This is a genomic window from Chamaesiphon sp. GL140_3_metabinner_50, assembly GCF_025361915.1.
Classification (GTDB): Bacteria; Cyanobacteriota; Cyanobacteriia; order Cyanobacteriales; family Chamaesiphonaceae; genus Chamaesiphon.
In genome coordinates this window covers 1-18,521 of record NZ_JANYJC010000119.1, presented here as the reverse complement: position 1 = coordinate 18,521, position 18,521 = coordinate 1, and the positions used below count along the sequence as shown (strand labels likewise).

At 44.5% G+C, this 18,521-nt stretch carries 21 protein-coding genes and 1 tRNA gene; 13 read left to right on the top strand and 9 right to left on the bottom strand.

Annotated features, from left to right (window positions below):
• Positions 1–428 (top strand): GNAT family N-acetyltransferase (locus Q0R35_RS06490; RefSeq protein WP_295615277.1); only part of this gene is annotated, 428 nt, incomplete at its 5' end.
• A 108-nt stretch (positions 429–536) separates the two neighbouring features.
• Positions 537–944 (top strand): hypothetical protein, encoded by a 408-nt coding sequence (locus tag Q0R35_RS06485; protein ID WP_295615276.1) that lies wholly within the window; start codon positions 537–539, stop codon positions 942–944.
• A gap of 534 nt (positions 945–1,478) precedes the next feature.
• On the opposite strand, the gene Q0R35_RS06480 is transcribed toward Q0R35_RS06485, so the two are convergent.
• The 3 genes from Q0R35_RS06480 to Q0R35_RS06470 form a co-directional block, all read right to left on the bottom strand.
• A complete protein-coding gene (locus tag Q0R35_RS06480; protein ID WP_295615275.1) occupies positions 1,479–1,976 on the bottom strand; it encodes a hypothetical protein in 498 nt (165 codons plus the stop codon).
• 223 nt (positions 1,977–2,199) lie between these two features.
• Positions 2,200–3,057 carry a hypothetical protein gene (locus Q0R35_RS06475; protein ID WP_295615274.1) on the bottom strand — a complete coding sequence of 286 codons (858 nt, stop codon included), beginning with the start codon at positions 3,055–3,057 and terminating at the stop codon, positions 2,200–2,202.
• Between the two features lie 133 nt (positions 3,058–3,190).
• Positions 3,191–3,264: transfer RNA gene (locus Q0R35_RS06470), tRNA-Pro, on the bottom strand.
• Positions 3,265–3,449: 185 nt separating this feature from the next.
• Here Q0R35_RS06470 and Q0R35_RS06465 point away from each other — a divergent pair.
• From Q0R35_RS06465 to Q0R35_RS06450, 4 genes are all read left to right on the top strand, one after another.
• Entirely contained in the window at positions 3,450–3,818 is a 369-nt protein-coding gene (locus Q0R35_RS06465) for a 2Fe-2S iron-sulfur cluster-binding protein (RefSeq protein WP_295615273.1), read from the top strand.
• Between the two features lie 54 nt (positions 3,819–3,872).
• Positions 3,873–4,430 (top strand): thermonuclease family protein, encoded by a 558-nt coding sequence (locus Q0R35_RS06460; protein ID WP_295615272.1) that lies wholly within the window; start codon positions 3,873–3,875, stop codon positions 4,428–4,430.
• Between the two features lie 290 nt (positions 4,431–4,720).
• The gene (locus tag Q0R35_RS06455; RefSeq protein ID WP_295615271.1) at positions 4,721–5,065 is read left to right on the top strand and encodes an NAD(P)H-quinone oxidoreductase subunit M; all 345 of its coding nucleotides are present in this window, start codon (positions 4,721–4,723) and stop codon (positions 5,063–5,065) included.
• 143 nt (positions 5,066–5,208) lie between these two features.
• Positions 5,209–6,549, top strand: coding sequence for an AMP-binding protein (locus tag Q0R35_RS06450; protein WP_295615270.1), 1,341 nt, complete (start codon positions 5,209–5,211; stop codon positions 6,547–6,549).
• A 3-nt stretch (positions 6,550–6,552) separates the two neighbouring features.
• Here Q0R35_RS06450 and cydB read toward each other — a convergent pair whose 3' ends face one another.
• Both cydB and Q0R35_RS06440 read right to left on the bottom strand, forming a co-directional pair.
• Complete coding sequence (cydB, locus tag Q0R35_RS06445; RefSeq protein ID WP_295615269.1) at positions 6,553–7,560, bottom strand: cytochrome d ubiquinol oxidase subunit II; 1,008 nt, start codon at positions 7,558–7,560, stop codon at positions 6,553–6,555.
• Positions 7,561–7,656: 96 nt separating this feature from the next.
• Complete coding sequence (locus Q0R35_RS06440) at positions 7,657–9,063, bottom strand: cytochrome ubiquinol oxidase subunit I (protein WP_295615268.1); 1,407 nt, start codon at positions 9,061–9,063, stop codon at positions 7,657–7,659.
• A gap of 451 nt (positions 9,064–9,514) precedes the next feature.
• Between Q0R35_RS06440 and Q0R35_RS06435 the strand changes: the two genes are divergently transcribed.
• A complete protein-coding gene (locus Q0R35_RS06435) occupies positions 9,515–9,904 on the top strand; it encodes a hypothetical protein (protein WP_295615267.1) in 390 nt (129 codons plus the stop codon).
• A 35-nt stretch (positions 9,905–9,939) separates the two neighbouring features.
• Positions 9,940–10,353, top strand: a complete 414-nt coding sequence (queF, locus tag Q0R35_RS06430; RefSeq protein WP_295615266.1) for a preQ(1) synthase — start codon at positions 9,940–9,942, stop codon at positions 10,351–10,353.
• A gap of 127 nt (positions 10,354–10,480) precedes the next feature.
• Here the strand turns inward: queF and Q0R35_RS06425 are convergent, their stop codons facing one another.
• The 4 genes from Q0R35_RS06425 to bioF form a co-directional block, all read right to left on the bottom strand.
• Entirely contained in the window at positions 10,481–10,927 is a 447-nt protein-coding gene (locus Q0R35_RS06425) for a hypothetical protein (protein WP_295615265.1), read from the bottom strand.
• A gap of 530 nt (positions 10,928–11,457) precedes the next feature.
• The gene (gene gloB, locus Q0R35_RS06420) at positions 11,458–12,231 is read right to left on the bottom strand and encodes a hydroxyacylglutathione hydrolase (protein WP_295615264.1); all 774 of its coding nucleotides are present in this window, start codon (positions 12,229–12,231) and stop codon (positions 11,458–11,460) included.
• 143 nt (positions 12,232–12,374) lie between these two features.
• A complete protein-coding gene (locus Q0R35_RS06415; RefSeq protein ID WP_295615263.1) occupies positions 12,375–14,279 on the bottom strand; it encodes a hypothetical protein in 1,905 nt (634 codons plus the stop codon).
• 193 nt (positions 14,280–14,472) lie between these two features.
• Positions 14,473–15,660 (bottom strand): 8-amino-7-oxononanoate synthase, encoded by a 1,188-nt coding sequence (gene bioF / locus Q0R35_RS06410; protein WP_295615262.1) that lies wholly within the window; start codon positions 15,658–15,660, stop codon positions 14,473–14,475.
• A gap of 54 nt (positions 15,661–15,714) precedes the next feature.
• Between bioF and psb28 the strand changes: the two genes are divergently transcribed.
• The 5 genes from psb28 to Q0R35_RS06385 all read left to right on the top strand — a co-directional run bounded on the left by psb28 (position 15,715) and on the right by Q0R35_RS06385 (position 18,282).
• Positions 15,715–16,056, top strand: coding sequence for a photosystem II reaction center protein Psb28 (gene psb28, locus Q0R35_RS06405; RefSeq protein ID WP_295615261.1), 342 nt, complete (start codon positions 15,715–15,717; stop codon positions 16,054–16,056).
• Positions 16,057–16,063: 7 nt separating this feature from the next.
• Positions 16,064–16,576 (top strand): molybdenum cofactor biosynthesis protein B, encoded by a 513-nt coding sequence (locus tag Q0R35_RS06400; protein WP_295615260.1) that lies wholly within the window; start codon positions 16,064–16,066, stop codon positions 16,574–16,576.
• The gene (locus tag Q0R35_RS06395) at positions 16,573–17,082 is read left to right on the top strand and encodes a hypothetical protein (RefSeq protein ID WP_295615259.1); all 510 of its coding nucleotides are present in this window, start codon (positions 16,573–16,575) and stop codon (positions 17,080–17,082) included. Before Q0R35_RS06400 ends, Q0R35_RS06395 begins: the two co-directional genes overlap by 4 nt.
• A 231-nt stretch (positions 17,083–17,313) precedes the next feature.
• Positions 17,314–17,754, top strand: a complete 441-nt coding sequence (cynS, locus tag Q0R35_RS06390) for a cyanase (RefSeq protein ID WP_295615258.1) — start codon at positions 17,314–17,316, stop codon at positions 17,752–17,754.
• 156 nt (positions 17,755–17,910) lie between these two features.
• Entirely contained in the window at positions 17,911–18,282 is a 372-nt protein-coding gene (locus tag Q0R35_RS06385) for a hypothetical protein (RefSeq protein ID WP_295615257.1), read from the top strand.
• Positions 18,283–18,521: the final 239 nt, after the last annotated feature.

Genomic DNA, 18,521 nt, shown 5'->3' with positions numbered 1-18,521 from the left:
CACTAAATCAGTTTTTACACCGATACGCATCCCAAAATCAAAAGAAAGATAGTGCCCAAACAAGGCTGGCATTAATTGGCGAACGGGTGGTTGGTTATTACACCCTAACGGTGGGAGAAGTCACGCATTCTGAGTCACCTGAAGGATTGGGTAAAGGCTTGGCACGTTACCCGATCCCAGTGATGATCTTGGCGCGGTTGGCTGTAGATAATCGTTTTCAAGGGCAAAAGCTCGGACAGGGTTTATTGCTGGATGCTTTGCGTCGAACCGTAAATGCTGCCGACATTGCTGGAATTAGGGCGATGCTGGTTCATTCTAAAGATGAGACTGCGGGCAAGTTTTATGGTCATTTTGGGTTCGAGCCATTTCCAGCATCGCCACTGACGATGTATAAGTTGCTCAAAGATATCAGATTGATGATGGGTTGATGCGATCGGCATCGCTATTTTGCCCTGGTAAAGAGAAAAAGCGCGATGTGGATGTGAAACTGGAATTTTTGCTCGATCGTCACACACTCGATAACCAACTTAATCGTAATGCCAGAGCTAGATCGTACTCTCATTTCTCCCGATCGCTTGTCCTATCGTCGCTACTCCAATAACAGCTTAGTTATCGGTATTTCTGGCGGCAGTGGTGCTGGTAAGTCGTGGCTGACGAGTAAATTCGAGCAGCTTTGTCCGCTCGATACGTGTGTATTCGATCTCGATGGTTATTATCGAGAAATCGACTTTGTGGACGCGCTCGAATCTACCCATGACAATCCTCAAGCCATTAATTTTGATGAGGCTTTAATCTATTTAGATCGATTAGTGACCGGACTACCCGTTGCCGTCCCGATTTATGATTTTGCTAGCTACACCCGCACTGGTTCGCGAAACGGATCGCAATCGACAGGTACGCAGTTGTCTGATCTATCCCCGATCCGATCGATATACCAATGCTAAAGTTGCCGATTTATTGCTAATAATTAGTCAAGTTAATCCTTGTTTTTACTATTAGTTTTTATATTGAAAATCTACTATTTTCTGCGGATATAGCTAACGAGCGAACGATGAATTCATCCAATTCCATCTGTTGAGTTTGTTACTTATGATTGGGTTAATTTTCGACGGCTAGCCAGTGGTTTTAGGCGATCGCGGCTGCTATCCAACAAGTCAATGGCAAATACACGCGGATATCGATGACCCAGCCCTAGTGAAGAGGGCTGAGGAGAAGGATCGATCGGTTAGTAATTTGGTAGTGCGGCTGGTGGCTAAGGCGGTGGAAGAGAAGGAGTTGAAGTGAAGAAGAGGATATTATGACCTTTGTGTCAATGTTTGATCGAGGAGTTCGCGATTGCTATTATGGCATCGATGGATCGGGACAATGTGGATGCTGTTTGCGATTCATAATGACAGATTACAAACATTATAAAATTCAAGTCAAGCTTCACTAAAATCCCAGTAGGAAGCTTAACTTAAATTATCAACATATCTTAATTATTTTGGTACAAAGTGGCGAACACGTCCCTTCTTACTATTAAAGCCAACCTCGTATTTCTTGCCCTTGTAAGTTCCTGTTACTGGCGTTATTCCGTTAGAAACTGCATTGCGATTTCGACCGAGAATGCTACGCATTGCAGCTATTGTGTCTGCTGGCTTTGTCCTACGATCGAGGAAAGTTTCTTTGTCTTTAGATCGTCCTGTATAATATTTTGGATGGTGTTTTCCATAAATGCTTCTTATCTCATTGCGCCCAACAGAAAGTGTTTTTGTTCCTACTTGAATCTTCTGAGTTCTGAAGTTTACTAAATCAGATGATATTTTTGTGTGTTGAACAGTTTTTTTGGGTTTATCATCTTTTCTTGCTATCAATTTTGGGTTGGGGCTGGAGATACTTGAGGTAGAAGGTGATGAATTATTAGCCTGAACTGATGAGATGATGGTGCTATTGATAATAGCAGTAGCAAAAATGATACTAGCCAGTATTTTTTTCATCTGAATTGTTTTTTATTTATTTCACTACAATATATACATGGATTAAGTCTACGTATCAGGATAAAAATATCAAGAAAAATAGCTATTTTTCAAAGGCAATTATTGATAAACTTAGAAATAACTATCTACTGACGAGACTCTATTTAAGCGAGAATAATTTTATACTTATCTAGAGAATAATTATTTAATTGGTACTGAGATCGATATGATTAACTAAAAAATATTAAACCCGCCTGTCTATTAGCCATTTGCCTTTTTCTCCATCCCATATTAAAAAGATCCGAGTATGTTTGTCTTGTACGAATCTGCCACTACTCATCGTATATCCATGACGATAGTTTACGACAGCCTTACTACCATCACTGCTAATACTTGCTGTTTCTGCTCGCTGTAGATCGATACTGCGGACTGAGTTCCACCAATCTTCATATTCTTTGCGAGCTAGTGTGGATGAATTGCCACTTTCTGCTTTAAAGCGAGATGAGAGATTGTCCCAAGTCAGATCGTAATTATGAGCATTCAAGGCTTGATAATGATCTTTAATTGCTTGTGCTGGTGATGGTCTGGTTTGCGGTGAAGTGTTGATATAACTATTGTTGGTAATAGAGTTAGATTGAGTGCGTACAGTAGTTGGTTGTGAATTATTCATACCGTTGGGTGAGCTGGCAATCGGTGTTTTGTTGAAGCTATTAGCAATTGCACCACCAATGACAGCACTAACAATACAAAATCCAATGACTAATCCAGATTTAGGCTGAGACTCTTTTGCTGTTGCTGATGGTTTTTGACTGATTGTCGGAGTTGTGTGGATTGTTGAGGTTGGGTTTGAGAGAGGTGAGGGAGAATCAATAATTGGAGGATTGATGATGGTTGCAAGTCCTTTTCCATTAGCGATTGCGCGATCTCTAGTCAGAGTTATTTGCTGCTCGCCGAGTAGATAAATTGATGGATAAAGGTTTTGAATAATTTGGATCGATGCCAAAATATTGCTAGGAGCAGAATCATTCAGTTCATCTGCCATTGCTGCTAATATCTGCTGACGTTCGCGATCTTCTTCATACAAGCTAAAATGCTTGGACAAAGCATCCAGGGTAAAAGTGTCATGTCTAAACACCCCTAACCACCCTTTGATTGTCAATAAGACAAACGAAAAAGGCTCCAACAAAGTCGATAGACCTTGCCGAAACCCTTTTCTAGTGCTGTTTTCCCCTTAGTCGGAACGAGAGGATTTGAACCTCCGACCCCTACTACCCCAAAGTAGTGCGCTACCAAGCTGCGCTACGTCCCGTTGCAGCTTTTAATCATAGCAAGTATTTCTCGATTAAGCAAGACCGATCGTGAGTAAATCTCAAAATGCCGCCGATCGGTTGTTAATTTCAGTACAATTAAGCTGTAAGGGTGCCTATGGGTACAGGGGAGATCTATGCCGATCCGAGCTATGAGATTCCCAAGATCGGCCACTAGCTGTGAATAATGACTCGCAATTATCAAATAAAAATTTACAATCGGCAAACTGACACATATCATCAAGTTACCGTTCCTAGCGATCGATACATCCTCCAGAGTGCCGAAGCACAGGGTTTAAAATTGCCATTTTCTTGTCGGAATGGGGCTTGTACTGCTTGCGCCGTTCGTGTCAAATCTGGAAATTTAGTCCAGCCTGAGGCGATGGGGTTGTCGCCACAGTTGCAAAGTCAGGGTTATGCACTGCTGTGTGTCAGCTATGCTTGCTCTGACTTGGAAGTCGAAACTCAAAGTGAAGATGAAGTTTACGAGCTTCAGTTCGGGCGATATTTTGGCAAGGGCAAAATTAAGTATGGACTTGCTCTCGATGAAGAATAGTTGGGAGTATTGAGAGCAATCGCAGACAATTGAGGGTGAGTGGATGGAGCAGCTATGAATTGCGGATTGAGATCTTGGCGGTGGTGGCAAATATGTGGATTGTTATTGTTACTCGTCGGCTGTCAAACTGCGCCACCTAACTATCCTACAATTCAGGTTAGTCGGGTTATTAGCGGACAGTCGATCGAATGGACGGATAAGTCTCAACAACCGCCAGTAATTCAGCAGGGAAGATTGATCGGGATCGAGGCACCAGATTTGGCTCAAGAACCGTGGGGAAAGCAAGCCAAACAGCGATTGGAGGAATTAGTTGGTTTACCAGAAAAGAATGCTGTCAGTGTCGAATTTGAGGGGGAAGAGGCAGATAAGTACGGACGGAGATTTGTTTATCTGTGGAAAGATGGTCGATTGCTCAACGAACAATTACTCAGAGATGGTTGTGTGTTGGTAAGTAGAAGCACTAGCAGTTTAGCAAATAATCCTAGTGTCAATAAATACCGCGAACGCTCGATCCGTGGGAGTCAATATGCGCGCCTGATGGGTGTGGGAATTTGGAATCCCGAACGTCCGATGCGAATGAGTCCATCGGAATTTCGGAAGGAGGAACGATGAGGAGAGGGGAGATGGGAGTTGGGAGATGGGAGATTGGAGGTAGGTGCTGATTAATTGCTAAAATTTAGTTAGGAATCTCGATCGAAACTAAATCGACATAGATTAAGAGTCTTATTCTCACTTCCAACTCTCTTGAAAAGGTGCTTCACTTGCGTCGTTTTTATTCGGGGGTTTCCCCCGAATAAAAAAACGACAAGACAGGGGGAACCCCAAGAACGCACTTTTCGCTCCCATCTCCTCTCTCCTGTGTTGCATCTCCCATCTCCCATCTCCCAACTCCCATCTCGAAAATGCTATTAAAATCTACAACTCGTCATATTCATATTTTTACTGCGGAAATAACGAAAAATGAATTAATTCCTAGCGAACAGGCGTTGACATTAGATGTCGATCCCGATAACGAACTTGTGTGGAGCGAAGACGCGCTGCGCAAGGTTTACGGACAATTTGATGAATTGGTGGAAGCCTCTAGTGGTGCCGATTTGACTGAGTACAATTTGCGCCGAATCGGTTCTGATTTGGAACATTTTGTCAGAGATCTGCTTCAAAAGGGCGAGATCGGTTATAATCTCGACAGTAGAGTGTTAAATTACAGCATGGGGTTACCCCAAGTAGTCAGTAAAAACGCTGATTAGTCAGTCTACTACTGCACTATTGCTTTTTGAACACCTCTATATCTCGTTTACTCAACTTTATATCTCCTATTCCCTCTTCTACAATCGTGTAAGTACGTAGTCGGGGGTAGTTTTTTTGGCGTTGCTGGATTGAGGAATGGAAAATGGCAAAATTAGATCTTGGTGGATGGGTTTACGATCTATTTAGCCAAAGATTGATATCTGGTTGGTTAGTTGGTATCGATGCTCGATCGGTTATCGATTTAGCCGATCGTTATGTAGCAGAGTTTAGGCATTTTCAGCCCCATTTTATCTCGATCGCGACTCCCGATCCGATCGAATTTATTGCGAGTTTAATGGCTGGCTTGCGAATAGGTTTGCCGATTTTTTTGGGTAATCCGCGTTGGGGTGTTGCTGAGTGGGATCGATTTGCTAAATTAACCGCGCGTGTGGATTTAAAGCAGCATCGACAGTTGATTATGATTCCCACGGGAGGTTCGTCTGGAGAGTTAAGGTTTGCGATGCATAGTTGGGAAACTTTGAGTGCATCTGTGTGGGGATTTCAGGAGTTTTATGAGGTAGATGCAATTAATTGTATTTGTACTTTACCGCTTTACCATGTGAGCGGTTTGATGCAATTATGGCGATCGCTATTAACAGATGGTAAGTTATTAGTTAGCGACTTATATCAGATTAATAGAGAGCCGACTTTACTTATCGATCGCATTAATAGCGCAGATTATTTTATCTCGCTGGTACCTACTCAATTAGCTAAATTATTGGATTTAAATGCAAGTTGGCTGGTGCAGATGCAGACAATTTTAATTGGCGGCGCACCACCAAGCCTCGAATTACTCGCTAGAGCCAGAGTTGCCAATTTACCATTGGCTCTCACTTATGGGATGACGGAGACTGGATCGCAAGTAACCAGTCTCAAACCAGCCGAATTTTTGGCTGGTAATAACAGTTGTGGTGTCGCGCTACCTCATGCCAAAATTAAGTTACAGGCGGCTACCGATCTTGCGGAATCTAAAGTAGAGCATCCAATCGCCGCAATTAAGATTAAAGCTAATTCGTTGATGTTAGGCTATTTTCCAAATCTAAATTCAAGTGATTATTTTGAGCCTGACGATTTGGGATCGATCGATAAAAATGGCTATTTAACCATTGTAGGGCGCAACAGTAGTAAAATAATTACTGGTGGTGAAAATGTTTTTCCGATCGAGGTAATTGAGGCAGTTTTGTCAACTAGATTAGTTGCAGATGCGTGGGTGGTTGGTATACCCGATCGATATTGGGGACAAGCCGTTACTATGATATATGTAGCCAGCAGTTTATCAGTTTCAGCAGATATATTAGCACAGGCGATCGCCGGAAAAATCAGTAGTTATAAGATTCCCAAATATTGGATTCCTGTCGATACAATCCCCCGCAATACTTTAGGTAAGGTATTAGAGCGGGAGATTGAAAAAATTATTAAAGATTTTTTGACATTCGATCGCTAATCTTCAGTCAATGCTAGTTGCAACTTTACCTCGAAATACTACGTAATTGTAGATATTGTAGAAGATCATAATCGGAATGAGTACCCCTACAAAAGTCAGCATGAATACCAAGGCACTAGGCGAAGCAGCAGCTTGGTAAATAGTAATTTGGGTAGGAATCACATAGGGGAAAATAATTAATCCTAGACCAATAAAGCTGAGAAAGAAGAGCAAAATAGTCCAAATAAATGGCGTGCGTTCTTCTTCCTTATCGATGCTCTTAATCAGTAAATAAACTAATAGCACTCCCAATACTGGAATCGCTGCAAATACGTATACCATTGGTGCGGCAAATAACCGCGTTCGCGTTGCTTCATAGAATACAGGCGTAACTATCGTAATCAGAACTGCCCCAATAAATGTTGTAATAGTTGCAATTTTGGCAGTTTGATAGTGAGTTTTTTGTAATTCTCCTTCTGTCTTCAAAATTAGATAAGTAGAGCCGATTAATACATAGCCTTGAATCAAAGTCAGGGCAACTAATAGCGATCGCCAATCTAACCAATCCCAAGTCGAACCAGCAAAATGACCAGCAGCATCGACGGTAATTCCTTCGATCGTACTACCGAGCGCGAAACCTTGACCTAAAGCAGCTAGAAAACTACCCAAACCAAAGGCGTAATTCCAAAACATTTTATTGTTAGAATGCTCCCGAAATTCAAATGCTACTGCCCGAAAAACTAGCCCAAAAATCATCATAAAAATGGGAATATAAAGGGCAGTGAGAATAGTGCTGTATGCCAGTGGAAATGCCCCAAATAAAGCACCAGCCATCACGATGAGCCAGGTTTCATTAGCATCCCAAATATTCCCCAGGCTAGTCATTAATAAGCCGCGACGTTCTTCATCAGAGCTAGTCAGCGAGAGAATTCCTACCCCCAAGTCAAAGCCATCTAGCATCACATACAAGAACAAAAATAATCCTAAAATCACAAACCAAACTTGCGGTAAAAAATGTAATAATGCGTCCATAAAAACTCCTCTCTTTTATCAGGATTTATAGGATTTGAGGATGTGCGGGATTGGGTTACTGGTGTTAGTCTTTATTCTCTATTCCCTATTCCCTGGTTATTGTTGGGCTTCGATCGGGCGGCGATCTGGGACGGATTCGGCGGGTTCGGGATTGATTAGGAATAGACCGTCGTTACCAGGGATTGGTAAATCTAGCTTTGGCCCTTCGCTGATAATTCGACTGCCAAAGTAGAGTGTTGTTGCAAACAAGATCGAGTAGACGACCATAAAGAAAATTAAGGAAGTCAAGACATTAGTTGGCGGGACATTGGAGACTCCATCTGCTGTGCGAATTCGATCGTACAGTACCCACGGTTGGCGACCGACACAGCGTACTACCCAGCCAGCCTCGATCGCTACATAGCCCAAAGGTGCCGCAAACATCCATAGGCGCATCAGCCACTTTTGCGCGCCAATTTTGTCGGGTGCGAGATTGCCCCGATACCATTCAACTACATTCCACAGCATCACTGCTGCCAAAAAGAACCCGATGGCGATCATCACTCGGAAGGAGTAATAAATCAATCCCACCATTTTGGGCCGATCTTGGCGTTTCCATTCATTCAGTCCCGGTACGGGTACGGACAGATTTTTGCGAAACTCCAAAATATAACCCAAACCATTGGGAACTGTCAGTTCCCACGAGTTGCGATTATTTGCTTCATCAGGGATGGCTAGCAGGCTCCAGTCCGCAGGTTTACCCGCTGGAGAGCTTTCCCACTTCGATTCCATTGCTGCGAGCTTGGTCGGCTGATAATAAGCCACCTGCTCGGCACTGAGGTGTCCGGCATAAATTTGAATCGGCGCAACCGCAATTGCCGTGGCGAGGACGATTTTAAGAGAGCGACTAAAGAAAGCTGCATGGCGGTCTTTGAGAATATACCAAGCACTAATGCCGCCAATCATAAACAGCGATGTTTCTAGCGTTGCCAAAAACATGTGAGAGACACTTATCGCCATAAATGGATTAAAAATCGCCTGAAAGTAATCGCTCACGATAAATTTGCCATTCACCATCTCACCGCCTGCTGGCGTTTGGAGCCACGAATTGGCAGATAAAATCCAGAAGATCGACAGGTTGGCTCCAAACGCCACCATGATCGTTGCTAGGTAGTGAATTGGTGGCGCAACTCGTCCCCAGCCAAAAATCATAATCCCTAAAAAACCAGCTTCGAGCATAAACGCCATCGAAGCTTCAAACCCTAACACGCTGCCAAAAAAATCTCCGACAGCTTCGGAAAGAGGCCCCCAATTGGTACCGAATTGAAACTCTAACGGTAACCCAGTGGCAACCCCAATCCCAAAGTTCAAGATATACAGCTTCGACCAGAAGCGGATGTGACGGTAATAATCTGGGTCGCGGGTCTTGAGCCACAGTCCCTCGATAATGACTAGATAGATGGACATCCCGGTCGTCAGAACTGGCCACAGCATGTGAAAAATCGCTGTAAAAGCAAACTGCATTCGCGAGAGGGCGACGGTATTTGAAAAAATATCTTGTCTGACTTGCTACTTGGTTTGAATTTTCATTTGACCTAGTTTAATGATAGACAGTTTGCCGATCGAAGAGCTTCGATCGATCTGCCAATCTAAACGCACATGTAGATGCGAAAGTCAATTGTAGTGGCGATCCCATCGATCGCGCCATTTGCAGCAGTTGTTATCATAACTTTACGTACAGGCTCACTCTCAATTAAGTTTCAATTACTAATGTTCAACGATCTGCCGATCGACTTACACTAAATATTTGAAGTGGAAAAATCTCGCGACCGTAGTAAGATTCGCCCGATCGTGGGGAATGCTAGAATTGAGCTTTGAGATCGATTCAATCTAAATCTAGCAAGTCACTAGCGGATCGATCGAGGTCGTCGTACAATCTAGATCTAGATCTGGCAATAATTACTAGGTGTTCGCTATGGAAGAATGGCAAAACGAAATCGCCGCCGCGTTCAAAGATTTAACCGCGTTGTTTGATGGATTTCGCCTGGAACTCACAGAATTAGTCGAAGAAGTCACCACCGAAGCTCAGGATATTTTTAATCTCCAATGGGATGAGCTTAAACAAGTGCTGACAGAAATCTGGCAAGAACTAGAATTAGAATTAGAGGATCCCACCGCAATCAACTGGGATTTTCCCATCCCGACTAAACCGCTGCCAGATCCGGCAGTGCATCCGGCTTGTGTGGGTTGTCTTAATTACAATGGTTCTGTGTATGGGGGCAATCTGCTGGTGTGCGGGATGTATCCTTACGGCTGCAATAGCGATCGCTGTGCCGATTGGGAAGGCGAGAACGATCTAAACTAGTAAGATGTTATCAACTATCGATCGTTAGCAATCACATGAGTCAGGACAACACAGCACCAGTTATCACACCTCCGAGCGAGATGAAATATGGGGAACGGGAAATAATCAATGGCGAACTGATTACGTTCCCCAATCCTCGGATGGGCAGACGCTACAATGTCGAGATTAGTTTGCCAGAGTTTACCTGTAAGTGTCCCTTTTCTGGCTATCCTGATTTTGCCACGATCGGGATTATTTACGTACCCGACCAAAAAGTCGTCGAACTCAAGGCATTGAAACTATATATTAATAGCTACCGCGATCGTTATATTTCGCATGAGGAAGTTACCAATCAGATTTTAGACGATTTTGTAGCGATCGCCGATCCGCACCACATTACCGTTCGCGCTGACTTTTCACCGCGCGGTAACGTTCACATGATTGTCGAAGTTAAGCATGAGAAATCTTAACTCACTATTGACTTAAAACACAGTTACTAGTGTTTTAAGTCAATAGTGAGTTCTTTGGCTTTGCTCAAGAATTCACTATTCAGGGTAGGGGCAATTCATGAATTGCCCCTACCCTATGTTTCATGCCTTATTTTTCCGGTGCTTTGCAATATTGAGTGAGTCCAGTCGCCAGATCTCGTTCGGGACTAAAAATATTATTAGATTTTCGCAAACCTTCATGCACCTTAGTTGATTTGCGCTCTTGGAGACTCACCACTAATTGTTTATTAATTTCCATCCCGCCTTGATACATCGACAAAAACTGACTTTTATAAGTCTTGAGCTTTTCATCGCTAACATTGACAGAATTCATGTCTTTTGCGGCTTTGTCGAAAACAGTGACTAGTTTTTCGACAATCCCCACATTAAGCGTAGTGCCAGAGTTAGTATTAGTCTTGGTATCGATTACTGTTTGATTGATGACTTGGATCATGTCAGCACACTGAGCGACCTTCCCAGTTTTACAACTTGAGATCGTCAAACTAATCACGATCGCACCGCATACAACTCCAACCTGCCGAATGCCAAATTTCATTGACGCTACCTCACAACACACGCTAAACGCTATTAATTTTAGCCGATAACCGATCGATCCTCACAGTTTATTTCTGCCTTGCAGATTCGGCTCCCTCCCCTTTATAAGGGGCTACCGTATATACACAAGTCTGCTTGACTTCGTTTCTAGATCTGAATCCCCCTAAATCTCCCTTGAAAAGGGGGACTTTGACCGGATCTTAGCCCCCTTAAAAAGCAGGGCTGATTCATTCGTTTTTTCAATCCTCTAATTAAGCGATTTCAATCTTTAGTTGTGGATTTCTTAGCTCGAAATCGCCAGTTAATCATCAAAATCCTTAATTATTGGCTCGAAATCTCTGGGTGTCGATCTTGACAATCTACGCCTATGAGGGGATGAATCAGCCCTGCCTTAAAAAGGGGGTTTGGGGGATTCTCACCAATTTCGCTTTTCACCAAAGATGTGTATATAGGGTAGTTTATAAGGGGATGGCTGGGGTGGGGTAAAGATCTACGCAGCAACTCCCGAATTTCGGCAACTGGAATTAGTGCTTAAAATTGGTCTTTACGACCGCGAATTCGGGCAAAAGTCTCGATCGCATCATCACTGGCGACACTGGCCTCGATCGCGGCGACATCCCACCGCAGAAAGGGATTAGTCCGCTTCTCAATGCCTAAAAATGTCGGGACAGTGGGAATGAGATTTTGCCGTGCGGCGGTAACATCGACCAGTCGCTGCTGGAGTTCCTGATTTTCGGGATCGACGGTGACGGCAAATTTAAGATTGCTCAAGGTGTACTCGTGAGCGCACCAAATTCGGGTGTTATCGGGCAACTGGCGCAATTTAGTCATCGAACCGACCATTTGGGCTGGAGTCCCCTCAAATAGCCGTCCACAGCCGCCAGCAAAAATCGTATCGCCGCTGAATAGTTCGCCAGGAACATCGTTTTCGGCTGGTGGGAAATAATAGGCAATGTGGGCGCGAGTATGTCCGGGGATAAAGAATACTTCACCAGTGCGATCGCCAAATTCTACCCGATCGCCATCTGTCAAGTATAGCTGTTGTCCGGGAATTCGCCCCCGATCTTCAGCACCGCCATACACCCGCACATCGGGGTAAGCGGCGATTAATTCTTTATTACCACCCACATGATCGCTGTGATGGTGGGTGTTAAAAATTGCTACTAATTGGACTTGATGATGACGTAATAATGCAAGTACTGGCGCAGCTTCAGCAGGATCTACCACTGCGGCAATCTTGCGCTCTAAGTCGAGCAGGAGGAAGATATAGTTGTCTGAAAGAACGGGAATGCGGAGGATTTCCATTGGGAGTAAGGAGTAAGAAGTAAGGAGTAAAAAGTAAGGAGTAAGAAGTTTGATTGCTTCCAAAACCTACCTACTATCCACTATCCACGATCCACCATTCACTTTCCACTATCCCCTCTTCCCTTTCCCCTTTCCCCTATTCCCTAATTCAACAATCCATTATCTTCAGTTGCTGGCGATTCTGTTGGCGTAGGTGTAGGGTTGAGCTGTTGTTGCCATTGTTGAATATAACTTTGGGCGGAACTGTAGGCAGATGTATTAGCTGGAATCGATTGCGCGATCGAGATCGCGCGGCTGAGGTCGCTGGTGGCGGTACTTTGAGCGATTTCGAGCATTTGAGATCCCCAATTATCCATCGATAGTCGAGCTTGGGATCGCAGATTAGAACTTTTAGGTACTCTAGCTGCTGATTGAATCGCCGAGCGGAGCGATTCTGGGGTACCGTTCCCGGCTACTCTCTGGGCGTTAGCTAGATTTGCCGATGCTTGCAATTGGGCTTGCCAATCGCTGACTCGTTCTTGGCTTTGAGCCGAGATCGCGCGTCCCGCTCCGATCTTTTGAGCCATAGTTATCGCGGCTCGGAGATCGCCGCTAGTCGCTAGGCTTTCGGCTTGGGCGAGGATTGGCGTATCTTCGGCACGTTGGATCTCGGCAGTCCATTGTTGAATTTTTTGACGAGCTTGGGGGTAGAGCGCGCGCCCTGGGCGAATTTGATTGAGTTGGACGATCGCCTTTTGGACACCTTTGACGGTATTATCTGCCGCTAAGGTATCGGCGGCTTGCATGTAAGGTGCATCTTGAACTGTCTCAATTTGCTTGCTCCATTCACTGGCGACGCTTGCTGCTTCTTTACCGCGAGGATTGCTAGTGGGAATGCCTTTAACTTCATTAATTGCCAACTGGAGATCGGCAACTGTCGCGGTACTAGCAACGCTACGAGCATGTTGGAGTGCGGCGAGATCTTGAATTTCGAGTTGCCACAGTCCTGAAGATTGTTGGGCTTTTTGATAGAGGGAACTTTCTGGTTTGATGCCTTGAATCAGCGAGATGGCTGTTTCTAATTCGGAAATAGTGCCAGTTTTGGCATTGATTTGGGCTTGCGATAATCCGATGAGATCTTGGAGTTCGGTTTTGGTTTGGGTGGCGGATGGGGTTTTGTTGGCAATTTCGAGCGCACCGTTCCAGTCATTTTTATCGAATTTAGCTCTAGCCAGTGTGAGCATTTGCACGGACGCATTACCGATCAGTGTTTGGGCTTCGGTATGTGCGAAACTCTTAGGATCGACTTTGTTGGCAATTTCGACAGCTTTGAGTAAACTTGCAACTGAGGTAACTTTGACTAGTTGACGGGCTTCATCTAGCTTACTACTATCGGCTTTGGCAACTTGCACTAAGTCGGCTAGTTCTTGATATTTAGTCGTCGCCCAATAGCGATTGTTGAGGCGAGTTAGTTTGACGGCGACAGAGTAGGCATTTACCCATTTAGAACTATTTAATAATGCCCTAGTTTCACGATCGAGGGCGACACCTTTATTCCAAGTTTCTTGCCATTGCCCTAGTCGGCGGGACACAATTTTGTAAGCTGGCACATTTGAGGGGACTTGCTTGGCAGCATTGACGGCTTCATCGTAGTTACCCTCTTGATAACTTGCTTCTGCCAATCTTAAAATCGAAAGCGACCAGCGTTGGACGTTACTATCGATATAACTGCGCGTCGGATCGTTGGGTGCGATGTCTTTGACGAGATTTAGCGCAGCTACCAAATCTTTTAAGTTTTGCTTGCTGGCGGCTAGTTGTCCGCAATACACTCGCAGGGATGGCGAGGACATCGGGACGAAAATTTCAGGACAATTCGGTACGGCTTTGGGATTTAATAATAAGCCTAATGCCAAATAAACTAGTCCGCCAGAAATGCCTAGAGTCATAATTGCCCAGAATACCCAACTTCGGATAAACGACAATCGCAACCAAGGGGGCATCTGGTTGACTAATTGTTTAGTAACCTGGGTTGCTTGTTCAAAGTCGAAGCGTGCGCTTGGTTTTGCCAAAACTAGAAAATGGGTAGTTGGGATGGGGACGTGGGGCGGATTTACAATTCTGACTCGGAGCTGGGTGATGAAGACTTTAAGTTATCTGACTATGTGGGGTCTATTGTGATTTTGTTCGGTCTGCTTTGTCAAGTCCGATCGGTCATGGGTTAGCAGTTTGGCGCAGATCGATCGCGATCCTTTAGTATCTATTTTAGCTTACTGAGGTAGGGGTGAATATTTGCCCGATCGCGGTGACTAAATCGGTTAATTGTGCGGGTTGATGTGTTGCCATCAGCGATAGTCTGATTCTACTGGTAGGTACGGTGGGGGGGCGGATGGCGGGGGCAAAAATTCCGGCGTGTTGGAGTTGAGAACCGATCGACATTGCCGTGCTAGCATCGGGTAATTCAATACAAATAATTGGCGATTGCGAGGGAATGAGTCGTAACTCTGGGAGTTGCGCTGTAATCTGCTGTTTTAAATTTGCCACATTTTGCCACAGTTGTTGGCGGAGTTGAGGTGTGGTAGTAACGATCTCGATCGCGGTGAGTGCGGCGGCGGTATCTGCGGGGGAAAGTCCGGTAGTATAGATCCAGCTCGCACAGCGGTTTTTCAGAAAATCGACAATTGGGGCAGAAGCCGCGACATATCCGCCCAAACTACCCAATGCTTTACTGAGCGTACCCATTTCAATTAAAGGTTGCCCAACTAAATCGAAATGTTCGACCACACCCGCGCCATTACGTCCAAATATGCCTGTAGCGTGGGCTTCATCTACCAGCAGCATGGCATGATGTTCGATCGCCAATGCTAAAATTTCTGGGAGCGGACAAATATCTCCATCCATACTAAATACCGTATCGGTAATTATGAGACAGCGACGGTAACTATCCCGATGTGCCTGTAACAGTTCCTGCAAGTCGGCAACATCGCAGTGCCGATACTCCATAATTTTCGCCCCACTCAAGCGTGCGCCATTTTTAAGACTCGAATGGTTGACACGATCGCTCAAGATTAGGTCTTGCTTGCCCGCTAGAGCCGCGATCGTCCCTAAATTTGCCAAATACCCCGAACTAAAAACTAAGGCGGCTTCAGTGCCCTTTAAACCCACGATCGCCTCTTCAAGATCTTGATGGAGCTGTTTGTGTCCGCTCGTCAACCGCGAACCCGTCGCACCCGTACCAAACTGTTGCGTCGCCAGCATCGCCGCCCGAATCATCCGCTCGTCTCCAGCCAAACCCAGATAATCGTTACTACCAAAATTAATTAACGCGCGTCCCTCAATCGTTGCGGCATTACCTGGTAAACTCTCGATCGATCTCACCGTCCGATACCAGTTTGCCTGTCGAATCGTCTCCAAGGATCGATCGATCCAAGCATAAGGATTTAATTGATTCAAAATTGGAACTCTCGATCGATTAGTATATGAAAATAACTCTATCCCAACTCTTTTATGGCAGAAATCCAGTTTTCCAGAGGCATCACCGAACCAGTCGTTCCCGATGTCCGACTCACCAAATCTCGCAATGGTCAGCAAAGTAAAGCATCATTTTACTTTGAAAAACCAGAGATCCTCGGTAATGAAGTCAACGATGAAGTCACTGGACTGTATATGCTTGACGAAGAGGGCGAAATCGTCACGCGCGAAGTCAAAGCCAAATTTGTCAACGGTAAGCCCGAAGCCTTAGAAGCAATTTATATCATGAATTCTACGGCAGAGTGGGATCGCTTTATGCGCTTTATGGAACGCTACTCGGCAGATAACGGGTTAGGACTGACCAAAGCTGAAGAATAACTAGCTCATGCTCGATCGTACTTTACAACCTCATCCAGATTCGATTCCAGTTAGGATTAATTGTGCGATCGTTACTGTCAGCGATACCCGCACGCCTGCAACCGACAGTAGTGGTGCATTAGCCCAACAATTGTTGCAAGCTGCGGGACATACAATTGGTAGTTATCAGATCGTTCCTGACGAACCCGATCGAATTTTAGCCGAATTAGAACGGGTAATCGTGACTGTGCCTACCATTCAGGCGATCGTTTTTAATGGTGGTACGGGCATATCGACCCGCGATACCACTTACGATGCTATTTCCCGCATCTTGACCAAAACCATACCGGGTTTTGGTGAAATTTTTAGGTGGTTGAGCTACCAGGAGATCGGATCGCGCGCCATCTCCTCGCGGGCAATTGCCGGGACGTATCGAAACATGTTAGTTTTCTCGCTGCCCGGTTCGCGCGGTGCAGTACAATTGGGCATGGAAAAACTCGTTCTCCCCGAACTCATCCATTTAGTCAACCAATTAACATGAAATCTGCCAGCGGCGACAAACCCCAAAGCGATAAAAAAGTTTCTTTAAACTGGTTAAAATGGACGGCAATCTGCTTATCGATCGGTAGTATTGTTGCTGTAAAAATGCTATTTGTCGTCGATAAAGATCTAGAAATTAGCACTAAAGTTGGTGGTAATAGTTGGAAATTAAATTCACAATCGATTCGGGTGGCTGCCACCAATGTGAAAAATTTTACAGCCCAGCATATTAACCCTCAGTTAAAAATACTCAACCAGCAATCGCACCAGCTATTTACCCAGACTAGCGACACCATCACAGCTCGAAGAGATTGGTGTATTTCTAAATCGCAAGTTTCAACAGCTTTAGATAAAGTTAAAAGCTTAAATCCGCTCGAAGCCGATCGTGACATTCAAAGTAAAGATAGTTATTCTAATGCCACTAAAAAGCTGTCAAAACCTACCCAGCCGAAAACTCAGCCAGCTCGGATCGATAATTGGTGCGTGACTACTGGAGTAGCAAAATAGCCAGGTGTTCGCGAGTAACTATTTCGATCGCAGCTCCGATCTATAGTTAATCTTAACTAACGCAAGTTGATAGTTATCACCAAGGTTAAAGATTTGGGTATCAGGTATTAGCGATGCGATAAAACCTAATACCTAATAGCTAACACCTAACACCTAACACCTAACACCCATCTCACTAAAAACCCATAGACCCACAACTTGGGTTAAATAGCAATATAGGACACCAAATCGATGGAACTACCCGATATCGTCAGCCACTTATTTGCAGCCAAGCAAGCCAAAGGGCTGAGTTTTGCAGATTTAGAAAAAATCTTAAACCGCGATGAAGTCTGGATTGCGGCGGTATTGTATCGCCAAGCCGCGACATCTGAAGACGAGGCAAAACTACTCGTTGAGGCTCTAGGCTTAGATCCTAGTTATATCGATCTGCTAATGGAATATCCTATCAAAGGTTTGGGGCCGATCGTGCCGACAGATCCGTTCATCTACCGTTTCTACGAAATTATCCAGGTATATGGCTTTCCGCTCAAGAGTGTCATCCAAGAAAAGTTCGGGGATGGCATTATGAGCGCGATCGATCTTACGATGGATGTAGATAAAGAAGTAGATCCTCAAGGCGATAGAGTAAAACTTACCATGTCTGGTAAATTTCTGCATTACAAGAAGTGGTAAAAATACGTATTGACTTTTTGCTGATGCTTAAAACTATTTCTCAGTTTGGACTTCCTGACTAAAAAATAAAGCACAGAATCTTTTAATTATTCCCGACATATTTTCGTCCAATTTGACGGGTATATTAAGTTTGTGTAGCATTGGGTTAACAAAGCTGTGAAAAGCGTTTATGTCTTGTGGTCGTTAGTGACTGGTGTGAGTTTGTTTAGCGTTCGGACTTTTGGAAATCCGTTTAGCGACCAGGTGCAGTATCGAGTTGAATATAGTGGCAAAGCCGGGAGTACATTGTGGGGAAGTTATACAATGACCCAACACAATCGTACCCGTAGTAGTACAACAGAACAAGCGATCGGTAAATTACCATTAACGATCGATTTTACGACTGGTAAAAATATGACAATTTCGGCAAATGGTTCGACCGAAAACCGGGAGCCGATTACCATCAGAATTTACAAGCATGGCGCGGAATGTAGCAATTCCGATCGGATCGATCGAGCGGGAGTAACTGATACAGTTGTATGTAGATAATTGGTAATTCAATTATCTACATACAACCAAAAATATCGCAGATGCAGCCAAGCCTGCTAAATAAAGATGGTTGTCCACATTCCGTTATGCAGAATGTGGGATTTTTGTGAGGCTAGATCCCCGACTTCTCAAAGAAGTCGGGGATCTGATTACAGGATACAACACTTTTGTAATTAAGGGAATGGATTGACATGAAAATTGGGATCGTTGGTGGCGGAATTGTGGGGTTGACAACTGCT